Origin of the sequence: Bordetella genomosp. 5 (assembly GCF_002261475.1) — a bacterium.
In the GTDB taxonomy this organism is placed as follows: Bacteria; Pseudomonadota; Gammaproteobacteria; order Burkholderiales; family Burkholderiaceae_B; genus Bordetella.
Window position 1 is genome coordinate 146,261 of the sequence record NZ_NEVN01000006.1, and the last position, 21,630, is coordinate 167,890.

The following is a 21,630-nucleotide window of genomic DNA, read 5'->3' on the forward strand; positions in this document are numbered from 1 at the left end:
CTCGCGCTCAGCCTTCCTCGAGCGTGGAGTCGTTGCCTGATTTCGCGTCTTCCGTGCGGATGACGCTGAACTCGCCGTTGGACTCGATATAGGCGCGATACACCATGCTGAGCGCGGGGATGCCTTTGAGCCGCAACTGCTCCATGAGCTCGGCGCGGCTGACGTGCTCGCGCCGCAACCCGCCGATATCGATGCGGCCATCCCGCACCAGACAGACCCGGCTCGGTTCCAACAGGCGGCGCAGCAGCGGCAGGCGATAGGTGAGCCGGTCCAGCACGAAGCTCCAGCCGACGATCGTGGACACGACGATGATGCCGTCGCCCAGCGAATCCGAGTCGCCCGACATCGCGTTGCCCGCGGCGTCCGCCACCAGCACCAGCACGAGCAGGTCGGCGGTGCCAAGCGAGCCGAGGTCGCGCCGGCCCGAAATCCGCAGCAGCAGGAACAGCACCCAATAAATGGTCGTGCCCCGCAGCATCATCTCGCCCACACCGGCCTGCAGCGCGAAGATCTCTCCCAGCCAACTCATCAGCGTCTCCCAGGCGGGACGCGCCGGCCCCACGCCGGCGCGCCCGCGATCGCTGAGCGGGAAGCAAGACCTGTGCCCGTCGAGGCCAGGGCCAGCCCCCGGCGAGCGCCTAATGCACCTTTAGCGAGCGCTTGGTTGGCCTTAGCGAGCGACCTTGCCCGGGCCCTTGTAGCGTTCGAGCCAGTGGGCGTAGGGCGGCGGCAGGATCCAGTCGGGGCGGTCGACCTTCAGCTCTTGCGCCAGACGATAGGTGTAGTGCGGGTTGGCCAGATGCGCGCGGCCGATCATGACCAGATCCAGCTGTTCCTGCGCCACCACGCGCTCGGCGTCGGCGGTCGCATCCATGCCCCAGGCCGACGCGACCGGCAGACCGGCCTCGCGGCGCACGCGCTGTGCGACGGGCGCCAGGAAGGCCGGGCCCCACGGAATCTTGGTGTCGGGGATGTTGAAGTTCACGCTCACGCTCAGCAGGTCCAGCCCGCCGTCGCGCATGCGGCGCGTCAGTTCGATCGACTCGGACAGCGTCTCTTCGTCGCGGCCGTCGTATTCGATCACGCCAAAACGCGCCGTGAGCGGAAGGTTATCGGGCCAGACCTCGCGCACGGCGGCCAGCGTTTCGAGCAGGAAACGGGCGCGGTTGTCGAAACTGCCGCCGTACTGATCCTCGCGCTGATTGCTGTGCGCCGAGAAGAAGCTCTGCGCCAGATACCCGTGCGCGAAATGCAGCTCCAGCCACTCGAAGCCCGCGTCGCGGGCGCGGCGCGCGGCGGCCGCGAAATCGGCCTTGGTCTGCTCGATGTCGGCCAGCGTCATCGCGCGCGGCATCTTGTCCAGGCCCGGACCGTAGGCGATGGTCGACGGCGCGACCGTCTGCCACGCGCGCGGATCCGTGTCGGGAATATGGTCGTCGCCTTCCCAGGGTCGGTTCGCGCTGGCCTTGCGGCCCGCGTGGGCGATCTGGATGCCGGGCACGGCGCCCGCCGCCTTGATGCCGGCGGCGATGCGGGCCAGCCCCTCGGCCTGCGTGTCGTTCCATATACCGGTGCAATTCGGCGTGATGCGGCCTTCGGGCGCGACGGCCGTCGCTTCCACGATGACCAGCCCGGCGCCGCCGCGGGCGATGGATGGATAGTGGACCTGATGCCAATCGTTCGTCACGCCATCGATGGCGGAGTACTGGCACATGGGCGGGACGGCGATGCGGTTGCGCAGCGTCACGTCCTTGAGGGTGAACGGGGTGAAGAGGGCGGGAGCAGACATGCGGAAATCTCGTTACGGCGAAAGGGATACGCCGCTGCACGGACCGGCCGGCGGCCGGGGCCCATGCAAGCGGCCAGTGCACGCAGTCTAGGCGGGCGCGGGTTATATTTGAACTAATGGAAGCTTATCGAATTGATAAAAATCGCTTATGTTGAACACGCAATGGCTGCAGACCTTCCGTACCGTCGCCGAGACCGGCGGCTTCACGCGCGCCGCCGAACGCCTCGACCTGACCCAGGCCGCCGTCAGCCAGCACATCCGCCATCTCGAGTCTGAACTCGGCCCTTTGCTCATCCGCCGCACCCGCCGCATCGAGCTCACGCCCGCCGGCCAGGCGCTGCTGCAGTACTGCGGCGAGCTCGAGCAGGCCGACCGTCGCCTGCACGGACGGCTCGCCGACGCCGACGCCTGCCGCGGCGAGGTCAGCCTCATCACGCCGGGCAGCATCGGCCTCGCGCTCTATCCCTTGCTGCTCGATTTCCAGCAGTCGCGGCCGGGCATCGTCGTGCGTCATCGCTTCGCGCCCGATCCCGAGGCGCTCGAGGGCGTGCTCGACAAGCAATACGAGCTCGGCCTCGTCACCCTCAAGCCCGACGACCCGCGCATCGTGGCGCAGCGCTTCATCGACGAGCCACTCGAGCTCGTCGCACCCGCTGGGCGCTGCCCCAAATCCTGGGACGACCTGCTGGCCCTGGGCTTCATCGACCATCCCGACGGCCAGGCGATGGCCACGCGCCTGCTGGCGCGGCGCTTTCCGGGCAACCCGGGCATGCACGGCATGCCCGTAAACGGCTACAGCAACCAGGTCGCGCTCCTGCTCGAGCCCGTCGCCCGCGGCCTGGGCTTCACCGTGATTCCCCGCCACGCGCGGCAGTGCTATGCGCATCAGGACGCGCTCGACGTCTCGGACTGCGGCAAGCCGGTGGCGGACACCCTATGGTGGATCCACCGCGCGGAATGGCCGATGTCGGTGCGAGCGCGGCACGTGATCGAATACCTGCAGGAGCGGATGTTGGCGCCGCAAGCGCTGGTGCGTGCGGCGTGATTGGAGGGGGGCTAGACGAGGGATGATGTCGTCTTTGAGGAACACCGACTGCTGATACACGCCGAGCGTCTACTCGACGGCAGGGCGCGCGAAGGCAGAGAGATAGTCGGCGTAGATCAGCTCGTTCACCTCGGCCGAGGCGAGGACGGCGAGGTGCGGTCAGCTAAGTGAGGTCAGCTAAGTGAGGTCAGCTAAGTGAGGTCAGCTAAGTGAGGTCAGCCAGGTGAGGGCGGCCAAGTGCGGGCGGGCAAGTGAGGTCGACTTGGTGAGAGCGGCTAAGTTAAGGCCGCTGGGTGCGGCCGGCTGGGCGAGGCCAGCGAGGTGCCGCGGGCTAGATGCGGTCGGCCAGGGTGCGGCAAGCTGGGTGAGGCCGGCAAGGTGGGCCGCCTGGATGCGGCCGGCGCGCCGCCGACGGCTCAGACACGCCCCAGCCGCGACAACCGGCCTCCCGAGCCTCAAAGCAAATACGGCACACTGACCACCGACGAACTCACCCCAACCACGCCCAGCGCCATCGTGTCGCGCCGTGCGCAGCCTTCCCGACGCGAGCTCCACGCCGCATAAAAACTCGCCAGGCCCACCAGTGCCAGCGCGATACCGAATCCAACCATGATGACGTTCTCCAAACCCGCGCCGCGCGAACGGCGACGCCGGGGTTGAGAATGGACCGCAATCTCTCATTCAGGTTCCCGTCAGCTTGAAGATATTTCTCGCGCCGTTAGACGCCCGCGGATAGCGTGGAGAACGGAAAATATATAGAAGGGTGTGCTCTCGGTCTAAACGTGGGTTCTTCCAACGCGCTTTGAATCCACAGCCGTCTTACGACACCAACAAGAGAACAAGATGGAAGACAAATCACACCGTGCGCGCATGGTCCCGGAACCGATGGTTCGAGACATCGCGCGAAGCCGGCAATTCTGAAACGATCTCTGTGCGTTCGAGGTCGTATATCAGCGCGAAGAGGAGGCGTTTTTCTTCCTCGACAGCGAGGGTGCACAGCTCATGCTCGCAGAGATCCGCGGCGACGACGGCTGGATCACAGGAGCTCTCGAAGCGCCTTTCGGGCGTGGCGTGAACTTCGAGATCAGGGTGAAGACGATCGACGCCTTGCACAAGCGTTTACTGGACGCCGGTTAGCTGCTTTACGGGGAACCGCCGCAGTGCTGGTGTCGAAGCGAGCAAATCGAGATTGGGGCGCGACAGTTTTTAGTGCAGGACCCCGATGGTTATCTGTTGCGCTTTTCCGCCTGGTTTGGAAACCGCCCACTCTGATGCTGCATTGTCCGGCGCAGACTCATACCGTCCGCTCGGACAAACAGCACCAACAGAACAGGGGCGCGCATAACCAGCCCCCTCATCACGCGCTGGGCAACCCCAAGGACGCTTCCCGCTACAGGGTCGGCTGGGGAATCGGCGTGTCTTTCGGAACCTTGCCCGAAATCCGGTCAGGGCAATTCGAAATGCCCCACTTGGTCACCATGCCCTTTTCGATCATGAATTTCTCTGAACATACGTGATATGCCGAGATAGGGCCCCAGATGTCCTCGTACGAAATAATTTTCGCCCCGCTTTCAAGCGTGTAGCTCTTCTTGGGAGGCCCCCATTTGGAAACCAGCTGTTCTTCCGTGCTGCCGACCCAGACTGCATTGACATCGTTGTAGGTCTTGTTCCGCGTGCCCGTCAGCATGTTCATCTGTCCAGTAGTACATCCCGCGAGCAGTGAAGGCAGGACGACAAACAGCGCAAATTTTCTCATTTTGACCATTACCCCGAGGGTTCATTGTTGAGAGATGGGTGTTGGCGCGGCACGTCATTGAAATGCCTTATTGCGCGCCTCGGACATGCCCGATGCAACCTGGCCGCAAAGCAGCCCCAGCTTGTTTTATTTTGCGCGTCACTGTATCAGAAACATTGTCGCCAGGCACTTCGGTTGCATCAGGCCTGCCACTCAGCGGCCTTGGAACAATGGTGTCAGACTACCTTTTCGCTCGGCAATAATCCTGCCTGCGCCGCGATTTGCAAGCCGCAATATTGCACTTGCGTCCGTCGATGGCTGCGCGCCGAATCTCCCCCTCCAATTGCGTTAATCTCTGTCGCTGGCAAATCCTGGATGGCACGATATGTGGCGCACGTTTTGCAAAATGTCGCTGGTGGCGGGTTGGGTGCTTTGGCTGACCGCCATGGCGTGGTTCGCGGTTGGCATGTTCCGGTATGTACCATCCGCCGACGCGACGCTGGCGCCGATCACGCTTACGGTCGGTCAGACAGCACATGCCGAGGTTTATCGAATCCGCGAAGCGCCCCTGTGGATGGAAGCGCGTTTCGGCGGCCCGATGGGCACGGAGCGGCCCGAATTGGGGGAATACACGACACGCGTGGGCGCGCCGGACGCGAAGCGGGGCTTGATCAACCCCGGAGAGCCGGTGCGGATTCGGGTGCGCGATGGCAAGGGACTGGACGTCGTGGTGGTCGCGGCTCCGCGCAGCGGCAACAGCGCCACGCATTTCTACCGCAAGCTCTGGCCTGAGAGCCATGCCGATGGCGCGCTGCTGGAGACCACGCCGTCTTTTCCGAAGCTGGCGAAGGGGACTTCGCAGCTTACGTTCACGGTGGAGGAAGTCGGGCCGGCGCTTCAGGGCGAACAGGTTGAGCTGGAAATCAGCGCGCCCATCGGGCTCAAGCGGACGGCGCCCGGCTGGGAGGATGTCTCCACCTTTATCTTCTGGCCCTTCATGGGCGCGATCCTTGGCGCTTGGGCGCTGGTGTGGGCGGGGCTCAGCTGGTGGTATCGCCGCCGGGTTCGGCGGACTGCTCAGAAGGCATTGGCCTGAGTTCGCAAGCGGGGAAGCCTGAGCGATTGCAAAGGCGATAGCCGGAACAATGGTGTCAGACTGCCTTTTCGATGAGGCTGTCGCGAGAACAATGAACAATGGTGTCAGACTGCCTTTTCGATGAGGCTGTCGAAAACGTAGTCTGATAGCCAAGATAGCCAGATCACCCCCGGCCGCAATCGACGGCCTACGTTGCATCGCGGAACAATGGTGTCAGACTGCCTTTTCGATGAAGCTGTCGAAAACGTAGTCTGATACCCGAGATAGCCAGATCACCCCAAGCCTCAATCGAAGACCCACGTAGCAACGCCTTGCAGACCGCATGTCTGCCAGCGCAACGCGCCAGCTCGCGCAGTCCACCTCAAAGGTACCGCGCTCGCTGCGCTGCCCAGAACGGCTGGTCATGCCAGCGCGGCTGAGCCCGGTAGAAATGGCCAACCCGCTGCAGGTACTGTTCGCGCACGCGCTGTAGCTGCGCGGCGTAACCGGACGCAGGGCCATCCCGCCCCTCGAACTCCGCCACCACCGCTTGCGCACCGCGCAACGCGGTGTACAGCGCATTGAAGATGCCTTGCGACGACAGTGGATCGAACGCCAGAGCGGCATCGCCTACGGCGAGCCACCCTTGCCCATGCACCACATCCAGTGCCGAGCCTGCGGCGCTTGTGGCGCATAGTGTGGTCCAGTCGGCTGTTGGCGGGCAGAAGCGCTGGATATGGCGCGTCGCACCCAGGGCCCGCAGCCATTCGGTCTGTCGATGCGCCAAGCGTGAGACTTGCTGCGGCCCGGTGTGCAGTACGGCAATACGCCTGCGGCCGGGCAGGGGGGCGCTGTACCACCAGCCCTGTGGCGTGGCTTCGAGCACCGTGCGCAGATCCTCTCCCTCGATCGCGGCGGTGGCATACACGGCAATGAGGCCCGGATCGACGGTACGGGTGATGCCGAGCCGGCGGCCCAATACTCCATGACGGCCACTGGCGTCGACCAGGAAGCGTGCGGTAGTCTGGCCTGGCCGTGGGTCGAGCTGCGGGAGCGGCAATGCGGCATGGCCATCTCGAAAAGACAGGGCCTGCCACGCCACCTGCCAGCCATCCGCACGGCGTATCACATGCCGCACCCGGCCATGGTGCAGGCACACGCCCGCATCTTGTGCAGCGATCCGCAAGTATGCGTCGAATGCAGCGCGATCGAGGTGCCAGCCCAAGCCGTTGGGGTCCCGAATGAAATCGGTTTCCCTTAACGTTTCATCCTCCCAACTGACCAGATTTCCGTAGCTGGGCAGTGCCGCGCTGTCGTCCAGCGCGCCGAGGAGCCCCATGTCTCGCAGCAACGGTCTGGCTGCGCCGGGCAGGCTTTCGCCGGGCTTGAAGCCAGCGGTGGGCTCGCCCACCAGCATCACCTGTAGACCCGCCAGGGCCAGTTGCCGTGCGATAACGGCGCCGGCGGTGCCAGCGCCGATGACCAGCACGTCGAGCATCAGCGCTGGAACCGGCTCAGCGCCTGCCGGTAGTGCTCCAGGCTTTCCCAACCCGCTTCGTGCAGCGACTTGTCGAGCGCCGCATTGCCTGTCGACTGCGCGCCGGGTACGCGCGGTGCCCGTTGCAGAGCGGCATTGCGCGACTCGACCTGCATGCACGATGGCAGATCCGGGTCATCGTCCACGCCGGGGCGCACGCCCAGGATGCCGATGTCACCGAAGTGCTCCGCCATGCATTGGGCTTTTTCCGCGAAGGTGGTGCCGGCAAGGTTGCGGTCCCAGTGCTCGCGCCGGTTGAACGCGGCGAGCCGTAACTCTCGTGGCTGTGTGGTATCCACGGCCACCAGGTAGTCTTCCTCGGTCAGCACCTGGTTCGGCACTCGCGCCGGCCAGAATGTCGGCAGGTAGGGATCGTATGTATGGTCATACCCTGACCGGCAACCGGTGGCGTCGACCTGCCATGGCAGCGCCATCCAGCGGCTCAGGCCCCCAGGCGACTGGGCATTGAGCGGCCCGTCGGGCGACAGCACCTGACTCTGAGAGAGCAGGGGGCCGTAGTCGGGCTCCGGGATGTGCGCATGGGCCTCCTTGATGCGCCATGGCGCGCGGTACATCGAAAGATGGCGCATGGGCCAACTCATTTCGATGCCCGGGTGAAAGGCATCGGCGACGCAAAAATCCAGCGCTGCCTTGTCGAGCATGGCGGGTTGGTCGGCCAAGGGCACCTGGTCCAGTTCGTGCACGGGCGCCCGCTGCGGGCACCAGTCGGCGATGAAGTCGCCGCTCACCCAGCGCGCCAGCAACTGGCCGCGCACGCTGGAAGGGCTGAGCATGTGGCTGGGTGCGGTTTCGGCTTCTCCGAAGGTGTCGCCGTAGATCCACGGCCAGGAGCGCGGGTCGTAAAGGGCGTTATCACTGGCGCGGAAGGCGTTGAACACGCTGCGGCGCAACTGGCCATAGGTGTCGAAGCCACCGCACTGGGGCTTCTGCGAGAGCTTCAGCAGCAGTTCGGGGTTATGAAAATCGAATGGGCAGCCGGGTCCGAATACTGCCGCGAACCCCTTGTTCACCCACTGCAGTCCACTCATCCGCTGCAGCACGGGCAGCACGTGGCGGGTGAAAGAGACTTGCTCGGGCGCCTGCAGCCAGCCGTACTGCACATAGGTGTCGAACAGCAGATCGTGCATGGTGCGCCAGCCAACGGTATTTGGCGCGAAGTTCGGCTGGGCGCAAACCACCCAGGCGGACTCGGCCTCGATGCAGCGCCCGCCTATGAAGACCTTGGCGCGGACCGGGCCATCGGCAGTGTCATCGTGCCAACCTGGCGCGTTGGCAAAGGTCTGCGGGTTAGCCGGGTCGAAGATCGGTGTATGTCGCGGTGAGCCCGAATTGCCGAAGCCACCGAGCACCAGCAAACGTCCGGCCTGGTCGGTGCGCAGTTCACCCAGCGGGACGGGGACGCCGAGGAATGTACCGGAGTCGAAGTGGTGTGCCTCGCCCTGTTGCTCGAAGCCGCTGATGGTGCGCGGCCCCGGGTCAATCGCCAGCGCCTTGCGCGCGTCGCCGATCACGTCGGGGTTGCGCAGCGGCACCTGCAGATCACGGGCCTGGGGCACGTCCAGCGCCAGCACAAAGGAATACCACTGGGCCTTGCGGTTGGCCAGATGCACCTGCCATTCGATCGAGGCGTTTTGCCCGGTGAGCTCGGCCACTACCTCGCCTGCGGCGTTGTAGCCATATACCCGGAAGCGCGCCGCCTGGCGTTTGATCGCGCCCGCGTCATCGCGCAGCGTGCCGGCTTCGCTAGGCCGTGGGTCGTCGACCTCCGGTCCGATGAAGTAGCCGTCAGGCTCGCGGCTGTTGCCCAGGCGAGCGATACCGATCGCTGGGTGAATGGCGGCACGCACCACGCTGTCCAGGATGGCTCGGCTGGTCGGAGCCAGGGTCTGGTTCTGGTCTTGCATGGCAGTATCCTCGTGTCGTGGTGATCGGGTCAGGCGGGCCGTTTCATGGCTGGTTCGCTGGGGTCACCGGTAGCACCTCGGGGCGGGGAACCTGAGGTTCGCCGACAACCTGGCCGTTGACATCACGACGCAGGTCGGCCGAGACCCGATAGATGAGTTGGCGCGCCTCGGCAATGCTGCCGACCGCCTCGAAGCCCCGTAGCGTCCGTGCCGGATTGAATGCCAGACCTTCGCCGTAGACGGCCTGGCTGTGGGCATTAATATTCTGGGCCGGCAGAGTGAGGGTTGCGACGTGCACTGGCGCGGAAAGGCTCTCGGCCCAGTCTTGAGTGGCCCGGTCCAGCGGCATCCGGAGCGGATCTCGCTGGAGTTGAATCAACAGCCGATAGCGGAACGACTGGTTGGCCAACCGCAGCTGCAGGTCTTTGGCGAGGTAATCGGGATCGTTGTAATCGGGACTTCCCGGGTCTGGCACGTGTTCCGGTTCGAGCAGGTATTTACAGTAGGTATTGCCGAAGCGAAACGGGATGACGCTCCAGACCTTTTCGCCCAGCACCGTGGGCACGACTTTCTCCATCTCTGCGAGGATTTTTCCGGTCGCCGGGTGCTGGGCAGTATAGGATTCCGAATCCTGGAGAAAGCGGCAGAAACCGGCGGCATCATCGACGAAGAACACCGGGTAGTTCTGGAACAGAAAATCCACGGTGGGCGCATGCTGGTCCGGCTCAAGGCTTTTCTTTCCGGGAACGTCGAACAGCTTGAACGAAACTCCCACGGTGCTCTTGAAGTCAGGCTTGCCATCGGGAATATCACTGGAAAAACGCACCCAGGCAGTATGGCGGGCAGGCTTTGCGAACAGCCCGATAGCCGCAATACCCTCAGGAACCGGCAACACGTCGAGATAGGCGTGGGCGATACCGTGCAGACGCAGAAAGACAGGGCGGCGCGCGGGGCATTGGCCTGCGGCAATACGTTTCTTCTGAACTTGGTCGATGAAGACATTCTCGATGCAGGCGATGTCTGCAGCCTTGGCATACTCAGTCACGCGAACACTCCTTGTTCATCGCCCATTTATTAAGCGAGCCTATCCCGGTGCCGGGCTGTCGGCTCGTGCGCCTGTATTCGATTGGCAGCGAGTATAGGGGCCGATTCAACGGGTCATCGCCACACCTTTAATCATGGAGATGTTTATAGGACGATCGGCAGGGGGCGGGCGCTGAAAGGTAGGCGAGCGATGCGCTCGGCAGGTGCGCGGTAGCTGCGGCGTGAGATGGAACGGCGATTCTGGGGGTAGATCGCAGGCGGAATAGCGACCGTGTCAGAACAATGGTGTCAGACTACCTTTCCGCTACGACCCCGCGCGGTCGCGTGAACAATGGTGTCAGACTACATTTTTGCTGCTCGCAGCCTAAGCATTTGTCGAGACTGTCGAAAACGCAGTCTGACACCTCGCTGAGCACACCTTGCTGGACAACAGTGGTGTCAGACTGCCTTTTGGCGCGCGCCCCGCGCGGCAGCGGCGCGCGGAGAAAAGGCAGTCTGACACATATTCTCCAGTTTCAAGCTTGGACAACAGTGGTGTCAGACTACCTTTTGGCGCGCGCCCCGCGCTGCAGCAGAGCGCGTAAAAAGGCAGTCTGACACTTATTCTCCGACACTTATTCTCGAGGCCGACCCTGCGCAGCAGGGTGTACATGGTGGCGCAGTCCGGGATAGCGCCCAGGCGAACAAACGAGAACAAACGAACAAACGTGTCAGACTACCTTTTCGCCGGAACCAAGCGGTCAGTCTGCACTGGCACTCCGTTTAATTTCCAGTTTGGCGAAGCACGGTTTATTAGCCGCCCCGCTGAACGCCAGCCCTCGAAGCAAGCGATCAGACGGGTCATGCGCTACATGCCGTCCGCGGCCGGCCATTGGAAGCGTTGCGCAACCTTGTCCAGAAAGCGGCCTGCCGCCTCGCGGTGGTATTCAGTGGAGCGGGCCACACCCTGGCCGGCAGCTTCCAAGTCCAGCATGGCGCTCAGGTCGCTGTTGAGCGAAGCGTTAAAGCCGCGCTTGGTGATCGCCAGCGCCGCCATGGGCAGTTCCGCCATGGACACGGCGATCTGCCGCGCTCGGTCGTGGATCCGTTCCTGCGGCTGGATCTCAAACACGATGCCCATCTCCTTCGCTTCCTCGGCTTGGAACTCGCGGGTGGAGAAGGCCAGTTCTTTGGCGCGCTGCAGGCCGACCATGCGCGGCAGGGTGTACATCGTGGCGCAGTCGGGGATAGCGCCCAGCCGCAGGAAGGATAGGCAGAAGCGCGCCCGCGGCGACGCCAGGATCAGGTCGGCGGTCAGGGCGAGGCCCAGTCCGGCGCCATAGGCCGGGCCGTCGACCGCCGCGATCACCGGCCGGTCCAGCGTGATCAGGCCTTCTATCGTCTGCAGCAGGCCGGCCATGCGCTGGTGCGCTTCTTCGGCGGAGCCGCCCGAGCCCATCGTGGCGATGTCGCCGCCCGAGCAGAAGGCCCCGTCGGCGCCGGCCAGGATCAGGACGCGCACGCCGCGGTCGCGCCGGATCTGGCCCACCAGATGGGCCAGCTCTTCGCGCATGATCATGTCCAGCGCGTTGCGCTGCGCTGGACGGTTCAGGGTGAGGGTGGCGACGCCGCCTTCCACGGCATAGAGCAGGGTCTGGAACTCGCTAGCGCTGGGTTGCATCGTATCGGTCTCCATGTGTTCCTTGATGGCGGGGCCGCGCCAAGCGGGCCTGGCCGCAAGCTGTCGCGCGCCGTCAGGCGATGGCGCCGCAATCGCGCAAGGCCTGGATCTCGGCTTGCGCCAGGCCCAATTGCGCGAGTAGTTCTTGCGTGTGCGCGCCAGGGGCGGGCACCGTGCCCGCACGTCCCGGCGTGCGCGAAAAGCGCGGCGCGGGGGCTGGGTGCACGATGCCGCCGGTTTCTATGAAGCTGCCGCGTGCCTGATGGTGGGGGTGCAGCGGCGCTTCTATAAAGTCCAGTACCGGCGCGAAGCAGGCGTCAGTGCCCTCCAGCAGCGTGCACCAATGCTCTCGGGTCTTGCCAGCGATGATGCCCGCCAGCTTGGCGCGCAGCTGCGGCCATTGCGCGCGTTCCCACTGCTGCTCGAAGTCGGGGTCGTCGATGCCGCAGCGTTCCAGCAACAGGCGATAGAACTGCGGTTCGATCGCGCCGATGGAAACATACTTGCCGTCCGCGCAGGCATAACAGCCGTAGAAGTGGGCGCCGCCGTCCAGCATGTTGGATTGGCGCTGGTTCACCCAGCTGCCGTCTTGCAGCTTGCCGTGGTAGGCGCTTGCCAGCAGCGAGGCACCGTCGCAGATGGCGGCGTCCACCACCTGGCCCTTGCCCGTGCGGCTGGCCTCGAGCAGGCCGCACAGCACGCCGAAGGCCAGCATCATGGCGCCGCCACCCATGTCGCCGACCAGGTGCAGCGGCGGCGTCGGTGGCAGGCCGGCGTGGCCCATTGCGTGAAGCGCGCCGCTGATGGCTATGTAGTTCAAGTCATGGCCGGCGGCCTGCGCCAGTGGGCCGTCCTGGCCCCAGCCCGTCATGCGTCCGTACACCAGCCGCGGGTTGCGGGCCAGGCACTCGTCGGGCCCTAGGCCCAACCTTTCCATGACGCCTGGCCGGAAGCCTTCGAGCAAGGCGTCTGCCTTGTCCAGCAGCCGCAGCACGATGTCCGTCGCCCCGGGTTTTTTGAGGTCCAGCGCGATCGTGCGGCGGCCCCGGTCGATGAGGGTGCCGCCTCCGCCCAGGAACCCGGGCGTCAGCCGGTCGATGCGGATCACGTCCGCGCCCATGTCAGCCAACATCATGGCGCAGAAGGGGCCGGGCCCTATGCCGGCCATTTCCACCACCGTAAATCCGCCCAGGGGACCAGCCATGTCTATCGTCACTCCATGATGAATCGGGATTCTCAGGATTCGAAGAATTCGGCGCGCGCGTCCAGGATGATCTGGACGTACTTCTCCATGTTGGCGTCCATGCGGTGGGTGGGACCGACGATGGAAAGGGCGGTCAGCTGCCCGCCCACGCGCCCGGCGATGCCGACGGCCGAGACCCCTTCGTTGCCTTCGTCGCGGCTAATGAAGTAGCGCTTGGGTAGCTGCGATTCGATCTGCGCGCGCAAGGTGCCGGGGTCGGTGATGCTCCTGGCCGTGACGTGTTCGAACGGCAGCGTATCGATGAGCGCGTTGCGTTCCGCCGCGTCCATCTCGCCCAGCAGGGCCTTGCCCAATGCGGCAATCTGCAGATCGAAGGTGGTCCCGGGCTTCACCACGTAGCGCAAAGCGCGCGGGCTCTCCTGGCTGGCGTAGATCTTCACCTTGTTGCCGTCCAGCAAGCCGCACATCGATGATTCGCCTGATTGGCGCGTCAGGATCTCCAGCGCTTCCGAAGCGAAGGCCTGTAGCGGGTCGGCCGCCGAGATGCCTTGGGCCACGTCGAGCAGCCTGCCGGTGGGGTGGAAGTAGCGCGATTTCGGCGTGCGCAACAGGTAGCCCGCCTGACGCAGCGTGTAGAGCAGGTCCGAGCAGCTGCTGTCGGCCAGATCGAGAAAGCGCGCCATTTCCGAGTTCGTCAGGGGACGGCGTTCCCGCGCATAGACTTCGAAGACTTGTAGTACACGCTGCGCGGTAGGGAGGATTTGCGGCATAGGATGTCGGAATTGAGTGGGAACCTGCCCGGGGCGGTTGCGTAGTTGGTCATTTCAACGCGGAAATGCCCAGTACGCTCTGTGCCATGAGCAGGGCCTGGATCTGGTTGGTGCCTTCGGCGATGCTCAGGTGGCGGGCGTCGCGGTAGTAACGCTCGACGGGAAACAACGTGGTGTAGCCCGCGCCGCCATGTACCTGCATCGAAAGTTCCGCCACGCGCAGCACGGATTCGGTGGCGTGGCGCTTGGCCATGGAACATAGCATCTGGCTGTCGGCGGCGTCGCGGTCCAGCGCGTCGGCGGCGCGCCAGCACAGCAGGCGCGAGGTTTCGACCAGCGTCATCATGTCGGCGATCATATGCTGGACCAGCTGGAAGCCGCCGATGGGCCGGCCGAACTGGACCCGGTCGCCGGCATATTTTACTGCTGCCTCATAGGCCGCCTCGGCAATGCCCAGCGCCGAGAACGCCACCACGCAGCGGCCGATGTTGAGGTATTTCTTCGCCAGCGCGAAACCCTTGCCCTCGGTGCCGATCAGGTTGGCCGCGGGGATATCCACGTCGTCGAACAGCAGCTCGCCCAGCGGGCAGCTCAGCATGCCCATCTTGTCGATGGGGCTGGACGAGAAACCCGGCATCGCGCGCTCGAACAGCAGGCAGGACACGCCGCGTTCGCCGCTTCGACGCTGGGTTTGCACGAACACCACGCCCAACTCGCAAACCGTGCCCAGGCTGATGTAGAGCTTGCGGCCATTGACGCGCCAACCGCTGGCGGTCTCGACGGCGCGGGTTTCGACGTTGGCGGCGTCCGAGCCGATGTTCGGTTCGCTGAGCGCGAAGCTGGCGATCGCCTCGCCCGACAGCACGCGCGGCAGGTACTTTTCTTTGAGATAGGGCGAGCCGCCGTCGCTCAGCACCGAGGCGGCGAGATTGCTGGTGCTGACGATGCTGCGCAGTGAAGGCCAGACGCGCGCCAGCTCGGCGATCAGCATGCCGTAGGTCGTCATCGGCAAGCCGTAGCCGCCGTCCTTTTCCTGCAGCATGCCGCCCAAGAGGCCGAAGTCGCGCATCGCGCGGACCATTTCCTGCGGCACCACACGGGCTTCGGCCTCGTAGCGGTTGACGATGGGGGCGACCTCGGCCGTCAGGTAGCGACGCAGCGAGTCGCGCAATTCGATCTGGGTGGAGTCCAGTGAGAAGTCCATGCGGGTCCTAGGCGGGTGGGGTCTGAGATGAGAATCCGGCGGCGGTCACGGCAGGCGCTGCCCCAGGCCGGTGTCGGCGTCGGGCCGCAGGCCGATCAGCGCGTCCAGCAGCATCACGCCTTGTCCCTCGGGGCCGACCCAGACCGGGTTGAGCTCCATTTCCTGCAAGGCGTCGCGGTGGCTCCAGGCGAAGTCCGAGACCCGCAAGATCAGCGCCTCAAGCGCGGCGAGATCGGCAGGTGCCTCGCCGCGTACGCCGTGCAACACCTCGGCGTAACGGAGCTCGCGCAGCAGCGCGCGCGCATCGTCGCGCGACAGCGGCAGCATGCGGTGGGCCACGTCGCGGATGGTTTCGACGAAGATGCCACCCAGGCCGAAGGTCAGCACCAGGCCGAAGGCTGCATCGCTGTGCACGCCTATCAGCACCTCGCGCCCTCCTGGCGGCAACATGCGCTCCACCAGGATGCCGTCGATCACGGCGCCAGGGCTATGGCGCGCGACGGCCGCATGGATGGACTCATAGGCCTCGCGCGCGGCGCCCGTGCTGGCGATGCCGAGCTTGACGCCGCCCGCTTCCGTCTTGTGCGCGATGTGTGCGCTCACGATCTTCATTACCACCGGAAAGCCCAGACGCTCGGCCTCGCGGGCCGCCTGCTCGGCGCTGGTGACCACCAGCCCTTCAGGAATCGGCAGGCCCGCTTCACGCAGTAAGGACTTGGCCGCGGCTTCGCTGAGCATGCGTGCCTGCACGACGGGGCCATCTGCGTGCCCGGCCACAGCAGCCGCCCCGCCTTCGGGTCGCTGCCACGGTATGGCTTTGGACAGGGCCGCGATCGCGTCTGACAAGGAGAGGAAGGGCAGCAGGCCGGCGGTTTCCAGCAACTGGAATCCGCCCCCCAGGCGTCGGCTCATCCAGACCGGGATGACCAGGGTGTCGGTTTCGGCAGCCACCGTGGCGACGGCCTGCGCCATGTCGTCCGTGATGCTGCCGTAATCCATGGGGATGGGAAACAGCACGGTGCCTACCGCCGGGTCGGCGCAAATCGCGCGCAGGCACGCGGCCGTGGCTTGGGGGTTGCGCAGGATGTCGGCGGTGGTGTCGACCGGATTGTCGATGCTGGCGAAATCCGGCAACAGCTTGCGCAGTGCGGCTTTGGTCTCGGAGGCGAATACGGCCATCGGCAGACCGGCGGCGCCGGCAATGTCGGCGGCCAGCGCGGCCGTGCCTCCGGAAAAGGTATGGATACACAGGCCGTTGCCGCTTTTACGGGTGATGCGCGTCATCAGGCGCGAGACTGCCAGCAGCTGGTCCAGGTCATCCACTTCGATCGCGCCGAACTGCCGGAACACGGCGCTGTTGACGGCGGCCGTGCCGGCCACCGATGCCGTGTGCGATTGCGCGGCGCGCACGCCGGCTTCGGAGCGGCCCACCTTCAGCACCACGACCGGCTTGTTGTGGGCGCGCGCCAGCTCCAGCGCCGCGGTCAGGCGCCTGCCGTGCTTCACGCCTTCCATCAGCAGGGCGATCACGCTGATCTTCGGATCGTTCGCCATGTGGGCGATGAAGTCCGGGATTTCGAGGTCGACCTCGTTACCGGCGGAAAACCACAGACCCACACCCTGGCCATAGGATAGGCCCTGCAGCAGGTTGCGGCCCAGTCCGCCGCCCTGGGTCGCCAGGCCGATGGATCCGGTGTTCAGATCGTCCTTGAAGGCGGGCGAGAAGGTCATCCCCAGGCGGTCGCGCACGTTGACGAAGCCAGGGCAGTTCGGTCCGTAGACGTGCAGGCCGGTGGTCTCGCACAGTTGGGCGATCTCGTGTTCGAGGCGCTGGCCGTCCTCGCCGGCTTCCGAGAAGCCGGACGTCGTGACGACCGCGAATGGGATGCCGCGCGCCGCGCATTGGCGCAACGCATCCAGCACCAGCGAGGCGTTGATCATGATCAGGGCCACGTCGATGTCGGCCTCGGGCAAGGCGCTGATCGACGGCCAGCAAGGCCGGCCGCCGATCTCCTGATAGGCCGGATTGACCGCGTACACCTCGCCCGGGACACTCGAATGCAGCACCAGGTTGTCGTATAGACGACGCCCTTGGCTGGATTCGCGGGCGGAGGCGCCCACGACGGCCACGTTGCGTGGATTGATGAAGCGGGTCAGGTCTGCAAACGGTTTCATGCCGTGCCCTCCAAGGACCGCGGCACCATTGCGAAGTCGGCCTGGACCACCACTTCGCCGCGCTGGTTGACGGCTTCACGCCGGAACACCACCTTGTCCTTGCCGGGGCGGTACTGCTCGGTTTTTTCCGTCACCGTCACCCGCACGACGATGGTGTCGCCGATGAAGGTGGGTTTGGGAAAGCGGCAATTGATGTCGATCAGCGCCAGCACGTAGGGCTCCAACTGGCGGTAGCCGTTGGATTGGGTGGTCAGCCCCGAGAGCATGGACAGCACGAGCAGGCCGTGGGCGATGCGCTGGCCGAAGGGCGTGGACCTGGCGTACTCATGGTCGACGTGCAGGCGGTTGAAGTCGCCGGACAGGCAGGCGAAGTTGACGATGTCACTCTCAGTGATGGTGCGGCCGGCGGACTTGAAGCGGTGGCCGACCTCCAGCGATGGCAGGGAGGTCGGCGGCGACAGCGGGAGCGGGTTGGCGGGGCTTGCGCTTTGCATGGCTGTTCGGATTCCGGAGTAGGGGCGCGGGTGGGGCGGCTTACGAGGCGTAGCGACCGCCGGTCACGTGCAGCAGTTCGCCCGTGATGAACGAGGACCGCTCGGAAGCCAGAAAGGCCACGGCGTGGGCAATGTCTTCGACCGCACCCAGGCGCGGCACCGGCTGGCGCGCCAACGCGTTGGTGCGCAGGGTTTCGTAGGTGGACAGGCCGCGCACCAGCGGCGTTTCGATCAAGCCAGGGGCAATGGCGTTGGCGGTGATGTTGAACTTGCCCTGTTCCAACGCCAGCGCGCGGGTGAAGCCGATCAGGCCAGCCTTGGCGGCCGAGTAGTTGGTCTGGCCGGGGTTGCCCCAGTGCGCGCGCGATGCAATGTTGATGACGCGGCCCCATTTCCTTTCCATCATCGAGGGCAGGGCGGCCTTGGTGCAGTAGTAGGCCCCCTTCAGGATCGTGTCCACCACCGAATCCCAGTCTTCCACGGGCATCTTGAGCAGGTATTTGTCGCGGGTGAAGCCTGCGTTGTTGACCAGGATGTCGATGCCGCCGAAGACGTGCGCGGCCAGATCGGCCATGGTCTGGACCTGTTCGGGATCGCAGACGTCGAGCACGGCACCGATGGCCTCGTGGCCGGCCTGCTTCAGGCTGCTCACTGCCTGCTCCACGGATTCCGGGTTGATGTCGGTGACCACAATGCGGGCGCCTTCCTGCGCGAGGGCCAGCGCCGACGCATAGCCGATGCCGCGGCCCGATCCTGTGATCACAGCGACTTTACCGGTGAGTTGCAAGTCCATCTCCGTCCCCTTCCATGGCTGGTGAATGTCCTGACCCATCGATCCGAAATCCGATATTCGGGAGGACCGGGCCGGGCTGAGTAGATTCCGAGGTTCCGAAGAAATATACACACAGCCGGAACTATTGACCATTTATATCGGCACCTCGGTATACTGTTCGGCATGTCGGATTTAGGTGGCCCGACATCCCCCTATCTAAAAAAATGGAAGGAGACCGACTCATGACAAAGTTGAAGGGATTGTTGGCCGCGGTACTGACGCTTGCTGCCGTAGGTACGGCCAGCGGGGCCGGTGCGTATCCGGACAAGCCGGTGCGGGTGTACGTGGGATTCGCGCCGGGCGGCGCGACCGATCTGCTCGCCCGCCTGTACGCGAAGAAGTTGGGCGAGCGTTTCAGCCAGACGTTCATCGTCGAAAACCGTCCGGGCGCCGGCGGCAACATCGCGATCCAGGCGCTGACGCAAGCGCCGGCCGATGGCTACACCCTCGCGATGGCGGCCAACTATGTGGCGGCCAACGCCGCCATGAAGCGCAATCCCTACGATTGGGAGCGCGACCTGATGCCCATCGGCATGGTGGCGTCCACGCCCAACATCCTGGTCGTGCCGCCCGGCTCCGGCATCCAGAGCGTCGACGACCTGATCCGCAAGGCCCGCGCGCCGGGCAACAAGCTGACCTTCGCTTCGGCTGGCATGGGGTCGTCCATCCATCTGGCGGGCGAGCTGTTCAAGGTCATGGGCGGAGTCGACATGACACACGTGCCCTACAAGGGCGTTTCGCCCGCAGAGGTGGACCTGATGTCGGGCCTGGTCGACATGATGTTCGGCAGCGTCTCCACCGCGATCCCGCTGGTGCAGTCCAGGAAGTTGACGGCGCTGGCCGTGACCGGACGCGAACGCATGAAGGCGATGCCGGACCTGCCCACCATCGAGGAGGCCGGCCTCAAGGGCTACGACGTCGAAGCGGTGTATTTCATGGCAGCGCCCGCCAAGGTGCCGGCGCCGGTTCTGAAGACGCTGGCCGACGCCGTTGCCGACATCAACAAGCAGCCCGACGTGCAGGAGTTCATGGACCGGATCTACGCCCGGCCCCTGACCGGCGGCCCTGAAGAGGCCCGCGCATTTCTGAAGGCCGAAGTGAAGAAGTGGCAGGGCGTCGTCGACGCCACCGGCATGAAGGTGGATTGACGCGACGGTAACGAATCCGTTCACAGGATCGGACACAACGGGCGCCACAAGCCCGCGAACACAAAACGATCAGGAGACATACATGAACACACGCAGGCGAGTCGCGCAGGCAGTGATGGCCGGCCTGATGACCTCATTGGCCCTGCCGCAGATGGCGAGCGCGGCGGATGGCTATCCGAACAAACCCCTGCGGCTGATCGCGCCCAGTTCGCCGGGCGGGATCCTGGACATCACCAGCCGGGTGATAGGCAAGAAATTGTCAGAACGGCTGGGCCAGCCGGTGGTGGTGGAAAACATGGCGGGCGCGGCCGGCATCCTGGGCATGCAAGGTTTGCTGCGCGCCGAGCCCGACGGCTACACGATGGTCATGGGCAGCAGCGGACCCAACGCGGTCAACTACACCCTGTACAGCAAGCTGCCCTACGCGATGTCCGACTTCGCTCCGGTGATCCGCATCATCAACATGCCGAACGCGCTGGTCGTCAATGCCAACGCGCCCGTCAAGACGCTGGCGGAATTCCGCGACTATGCGCGCAAGAAGCAGGGCAACCTCTCCATGGCCGTCTCCATGATCGGCACGTCCGGCCACCTGGGCGGCGAGCTGCTGAAGAGCCGGCTGGATTTCACGGCGGTCACTGTGCCCTACAAAGGCGCCGCGCCGGCGACCAACGACCTGGTGGCCGGGCAGGTGGATTTTACCGTCGAGAACGTGATCACCGTGGCCCCGCTGGTCAAGGCCGGCAGGCTGCGCGCGCTCGCGGTCACCACCCGCGAGCGCAGCCAGATCCTGCCCGACGTGCCGACCCTGGCGGAGCAGGGCTATCCCGATGTCGACGTGGGCGCCTGGTTGGGCGTACTGGTCGCGGCGCGCACGCCGCCGGCCGTGGTCGCGCGCCTGAACACGGAGCTCAACGCCGTTCTGGCCGATGAAGAGGTCAGGAAGCAGCTGGCGCAGCAGGGCGGCATTCCGTTGGGTGGCACGCCTGCCGAGTTCGACCGCTTCATCCGGTCGGAAAAAGACCGCTGGGAAAAAATCATCAAGGCCGCCGGCATCAAGGTGGAATGACCCACGAGCCGGCGGCAACGCGCCGCCGGTTCGCACAGGGAGGCATGATCCATGGCAATCGATTATCAAAACCTGCGCAACTGGAAGTTCGAGGACCGCGTCGATCGCTACAGCGCGCGCGACTGCATGATCTATGCGTTGGGGCTGGGCTACGGCAGTGATCCTGCGAATGAAAGCGAGCTGCGCTACGTGCTCGAAGAGGAAACGGCCGTGGTGCCGACTTTCCTGGCCACCATCGGGGCGCCCAACGGCTGGGCGGCGGATCCCGCCACCGGCATCGACTGGCTGAAGATCCTGCACGGCGAGCATCGCATGACGTTCCATGCCGCGCTTGCTCCCGCCGGCGCGGTACGCAGCCAGACCCGCGTCACGCGGGTGGTGGACAAGGGCGCCGACAAGGGCGCGCTGGTCGTGACCGTGCGCGACATTTCGGACGCCGACAGCGGCGCGCCGCTGGCGACCGTCGAACATGTGTCGTTCTGCCGCGCCGATGGCGGCTTTGGCGCGGGCGACGCATCGCCCGAGGCCTTGCCAGCTACGCCGGCGCGCGCACCCGATCAGGTCGTGTTGCTGGCCACGCTGCCGCAACAAGCCTTGCTGTATCGCCTGAACGGCGACCTGAACCCGGTGCATGCGTTGCCGCATATGGCGCGTGCCGCCGGTTTTGACCGGCCCATCCTGCACGGCCTGTGCACCTATGGCATGGCGGCGCGCGCCCTGCTGCAGGCGTGCGGCTGCGCAGTGCCCCACCGGCTCGGCGCGATCGCCGCGCGCTTTTCGGCGCCGTTTTTCCCCGGTGAGACGCTGCGCGTAGAGATCTGGCGCGACGGCGACAGCCTGCAATTTCGTGCCCTGGCCGACGAGCGCGGCACGGTAGTGCTGAGCAACGGCGTCGCCAGACTGGCGTATTGCGCGAGCGAGAGGTGA

20 protein-coding genes are annotated in these 21,630 nt (G+C 65.1%); 5 read left to right on the forward strand and 15 right to left on the reverse strand.

Translation table 11 applies throughout. From position 1 onward, the window contains the following. Positions 1-7: 7 nt before the first annotated feature. Both CEK29_RS12345 and CEK29_RS12350 read right to left on the reverse strand, forming a co-directional pair. Positions 8-529, reverse strand: coding sequence for a DUF421 domain-containing protein (locus tag CEK29_RS12345; protein ID WP_094858271.1), 522 nt, complete (start codon positions 527-529; stop codon positions 8-10). Between the two features lie 141 nt (positions 530-670). After that, on the reverse strand, positions 671-1,789 hold the full coding sequence (locus CEK29_RS12350; RefSeq protein WP_094858272.1) for an NADH:flavin oxidoreductase/NADH oxidase: 1,119 nt from the start codon (positions 1,787-1,789) through the stop codon (positions 671-673). A 148-nt stretch (positions 1,790-1,937) separates the two neighbouring features. On the opposite strand from CEK29_RS12350, the gene CEK29_RS12355 reads away from it, so the two are divergent. Further along, positions 1,938-2,834 (forward strand): LysR family transcriptional regulator, encoded by an 897-nt coding sequence (locus CEK29_RS12355; protein ID WP_094858273.1) that lies wholly within the window; start codon positions 1,938-1,940, stop codon positions 2,832-2,834. A gap of 455 nt (positions 2,835-3,289) precedes the next feature. Here CEK29_RS12355 and CEK29_RS23910 read toward each other — a convergent pair whose 3' ends face one another. The 3 genes from CEK29_RS23910 to CEK29_RS12365 all read right to left on the reverse strand — a co-directional run bounded on the left by CEK29_RS23910 (position 3,290) and on the right by CEK29_RS12365 (position 4,521). Continuing rightward, positions 3,290-3,445: a hypothetical protein gene (locus tag CEK29_RS23910; RefSeq protein ID WP_176456893.1), complete on the reverse strand. Its 156-nt coding sequence runs from the start codon at positions 3,443-3,445 to the stop codon at positions 3,290-3,292. Between the two features lie 244 nt (positions 3,446-3,689). Continuing rightward, the gene (locus CEK29_RS23915; protein ID WP_176456894.1) at positions 3,690-3,947 is read right to left on the reverse strand and encodes a hypothetical protein; all 258 of its coding nucleotides are present in this window, start codon (positions 3,945-3,947) and stop codon (positions 3,690-3,692) included. A 277-nt stretch (positions 3,948-4,224) separates the two neighbouring features. Continuing rightward, complete coding sequence (locus CEK29_RS12365; protein WP_249279025.1) at positions 4,225-4,521, reverse strand: hypothetical protein; 297 nt, start codon at positions 4,519-4,521, stop codon at positions 4,225-4,227. A 433-nt stretch (positions 4,522-4,954) separates the two neighbouring features. Here CEK29_RS12365 and CEK29_RS12370 point away from each other — a divergent pair, with 433 nt between their 5' ends. Then, a complete protein-coding gene (locus CEK29_RS12370) occupies positions 4,955-5,665 on the forward strand; it encodes a hypothetical protein (protein WP_094858274.1) in 711 nt (236 codons plus the stop codon). A gap of 361 nt (positions 5,666-6,026) precedes the next feature. On the opposite strand, the gene CEK29_RS12375 is transcribed toward CEK29_RS12370, so the two are convergent. From CEK29_RS12375 to CEK29_RS12420, 10 genes are all read right to left on the reverse strand, one after another. After that, the gene (locus CEK29_RS12375; protein ID WP_094858275.1) at positions 6,027-7,142 is read right to left on the reverse strand and encodes an NAD(P)/FAD-dependent oxidoreductase; all 1,116 of its coding nucleotides are present in this window, start codon (positions 7,140-7,142) and stop codon (positions 6,027-6,029) included. Continuing rightward, on the reverse strand, positions 7,142-9,106 hold the full coding sequence (locus tag CEK29_RS12380; RefSeq protein ID WP_094858276.1) for a LodA/GoxA family CTQ-dependent oxidase: 1,965 nt from the start codon (positions 9,104-9,106) through the stop codon (positions 7,142-7,144). Before CEK29_RS12380 ends, CEK29_RS12375 begins: the two co-directional genes overlap by 1 nt. Before the next feature lie 43 nt (positions 9,107-9,149). Further along, a complete protein-coding gene (locus CEK29_RS12385) occupies positions 9,150-10,151 on the reverse strand; it encodes a hypothetical protein (protein ID WP_094858277.1) in 1,002 nt (333 codons plus the stop codon). Between the two features lie 846 nt (positions 10,152-10,997). After that, positions 10,998-11,825, reverse strand: coding sequence for an enoyl-CoA hydratase/isomerase family protein (locus CEK29_RS12390; protein WP_094858278.1), 828 nt, complete (start codon positions 11,823-11,825; stop codon positions 10,998-11,000). Positions 11,826-11,883: 58 nt separating this feature from the next. Continuing rightward, complete coding sequence (locus tag CEK29_RS12395) at positions 11,884-13,014, reverse strand: CaiB/BaiF CoA transferase family protein (protein WP_094858279.1); 1,131 nt, start codon at positions 13,012-13,014, stop codon at positions 11,884-11,886. A gap of 32 nt (positions 13,015-13,046) precedes the next feature. Further along, a complete protein-coding gene (locus CEK29_RS12400; protein WP_094858280.1) occupies positions 13,047-13,784 on the reverse strand; it encodes an IclR family transcriptional regulator in 738 nt (245 codons plus the stop codon). Positions 13,785-13,833: 49 nt separating this feature from the next. After that, complete coding sequence (locus CEK29_RS12405; protein WP_094858281.1) at positions 13,834-14,988, reverse strand: acyl-CoA dehydrogenase family protein; 1,155 nt, start codon at positions 14,986-14,988, stop codon at positions 13,834-13,836. Positions 14,989-15,033: 45 nt separating this feature from the next. Then, the gene (locus tag CEK29_RS12410; protein ID WP_094858282.1) at positions 15,034-17,163 is read right to left on the reverse strand and encodes an acetate--CoA ligase family protein; all 2,130 of its coding nucleotides are present in this window, start codon (positions 17,161-17,163) and stop codon (positions 15,034-15,036) included. Beyond that, positions 17,160-17,657, reverse strand: coding sequence for a MaoC/PaaZ C-terminal domain-containing protein (locus tag CEK29_RS12415; RefSeq protein ID WP_094858283.1), 498 nt, complete (start codon positions 17,655-17,657; stop codon positions 17,160-17,162). The genes CEK29_RS12410 and CEK29_RS12415 overlap by 4 nt, the downstream gene beginning before the upstream one ends. A gap of 40 nt (positions 17,658-17,697) precedes the next feature. Beyond that, positions 17,698-18,450: a beta-ketoacyl-ACP reductase gene (locus tag CEK29_RS12420; protein WP_094858284.1), complete on the reverse strand. Its 753-nt coding sequence runs from the start codon at positions 18,448-18,450 to the stop codon at positions 17,698-17,700. A gap of 221 nt (positions 18,451-18,671) precedes the next feature. Here CEK29_RS12420 and CEK29_RS12425 point away from each other — a divergent pair, with 221 nt between their 5' ends. The 3 genes from CEK29_RS12425 (at position 18,672) to CEK29_RS12435 (ending at position 21,630) form a co-directional block, all read left to right on the forward strand. Continuing rightward, a complete protein-coding gene (locus tag CEK29_RS12425; RefSeq protein WP_094858285.1) occupies positions 18,672-19,637 on the forward strand; it encodes a tripartite tricarboxylate transporter substrate binding protein in 966 nt (321 codons plus the stop codon). A gap of 82 nt (positions 19,638-19,719) precedes the next feature. Beyond that, complete coding sequence (locus CEK29_RS12430; RefSeq protein ID WP_094858286.1) at positions 19,720-20,703, forward strand: Bug family tripartite tricarboxylate transporter substrate binding protein; 984 nt, start codon at positions 19,720-19,722, stop codon at positions 20,701-20,703. Positions 20,704-20,754: 51 nt separating this feature from the next. Then, positions 20,755-21,630, forward strand: coding sequence for a MaoC family dehydratase (locus CEK29_RS12435; RefSeq protein WP_094858287.1), 876 nt, complete (start codon positions 20,755-20,757; stop codon positions 21,628-21,630).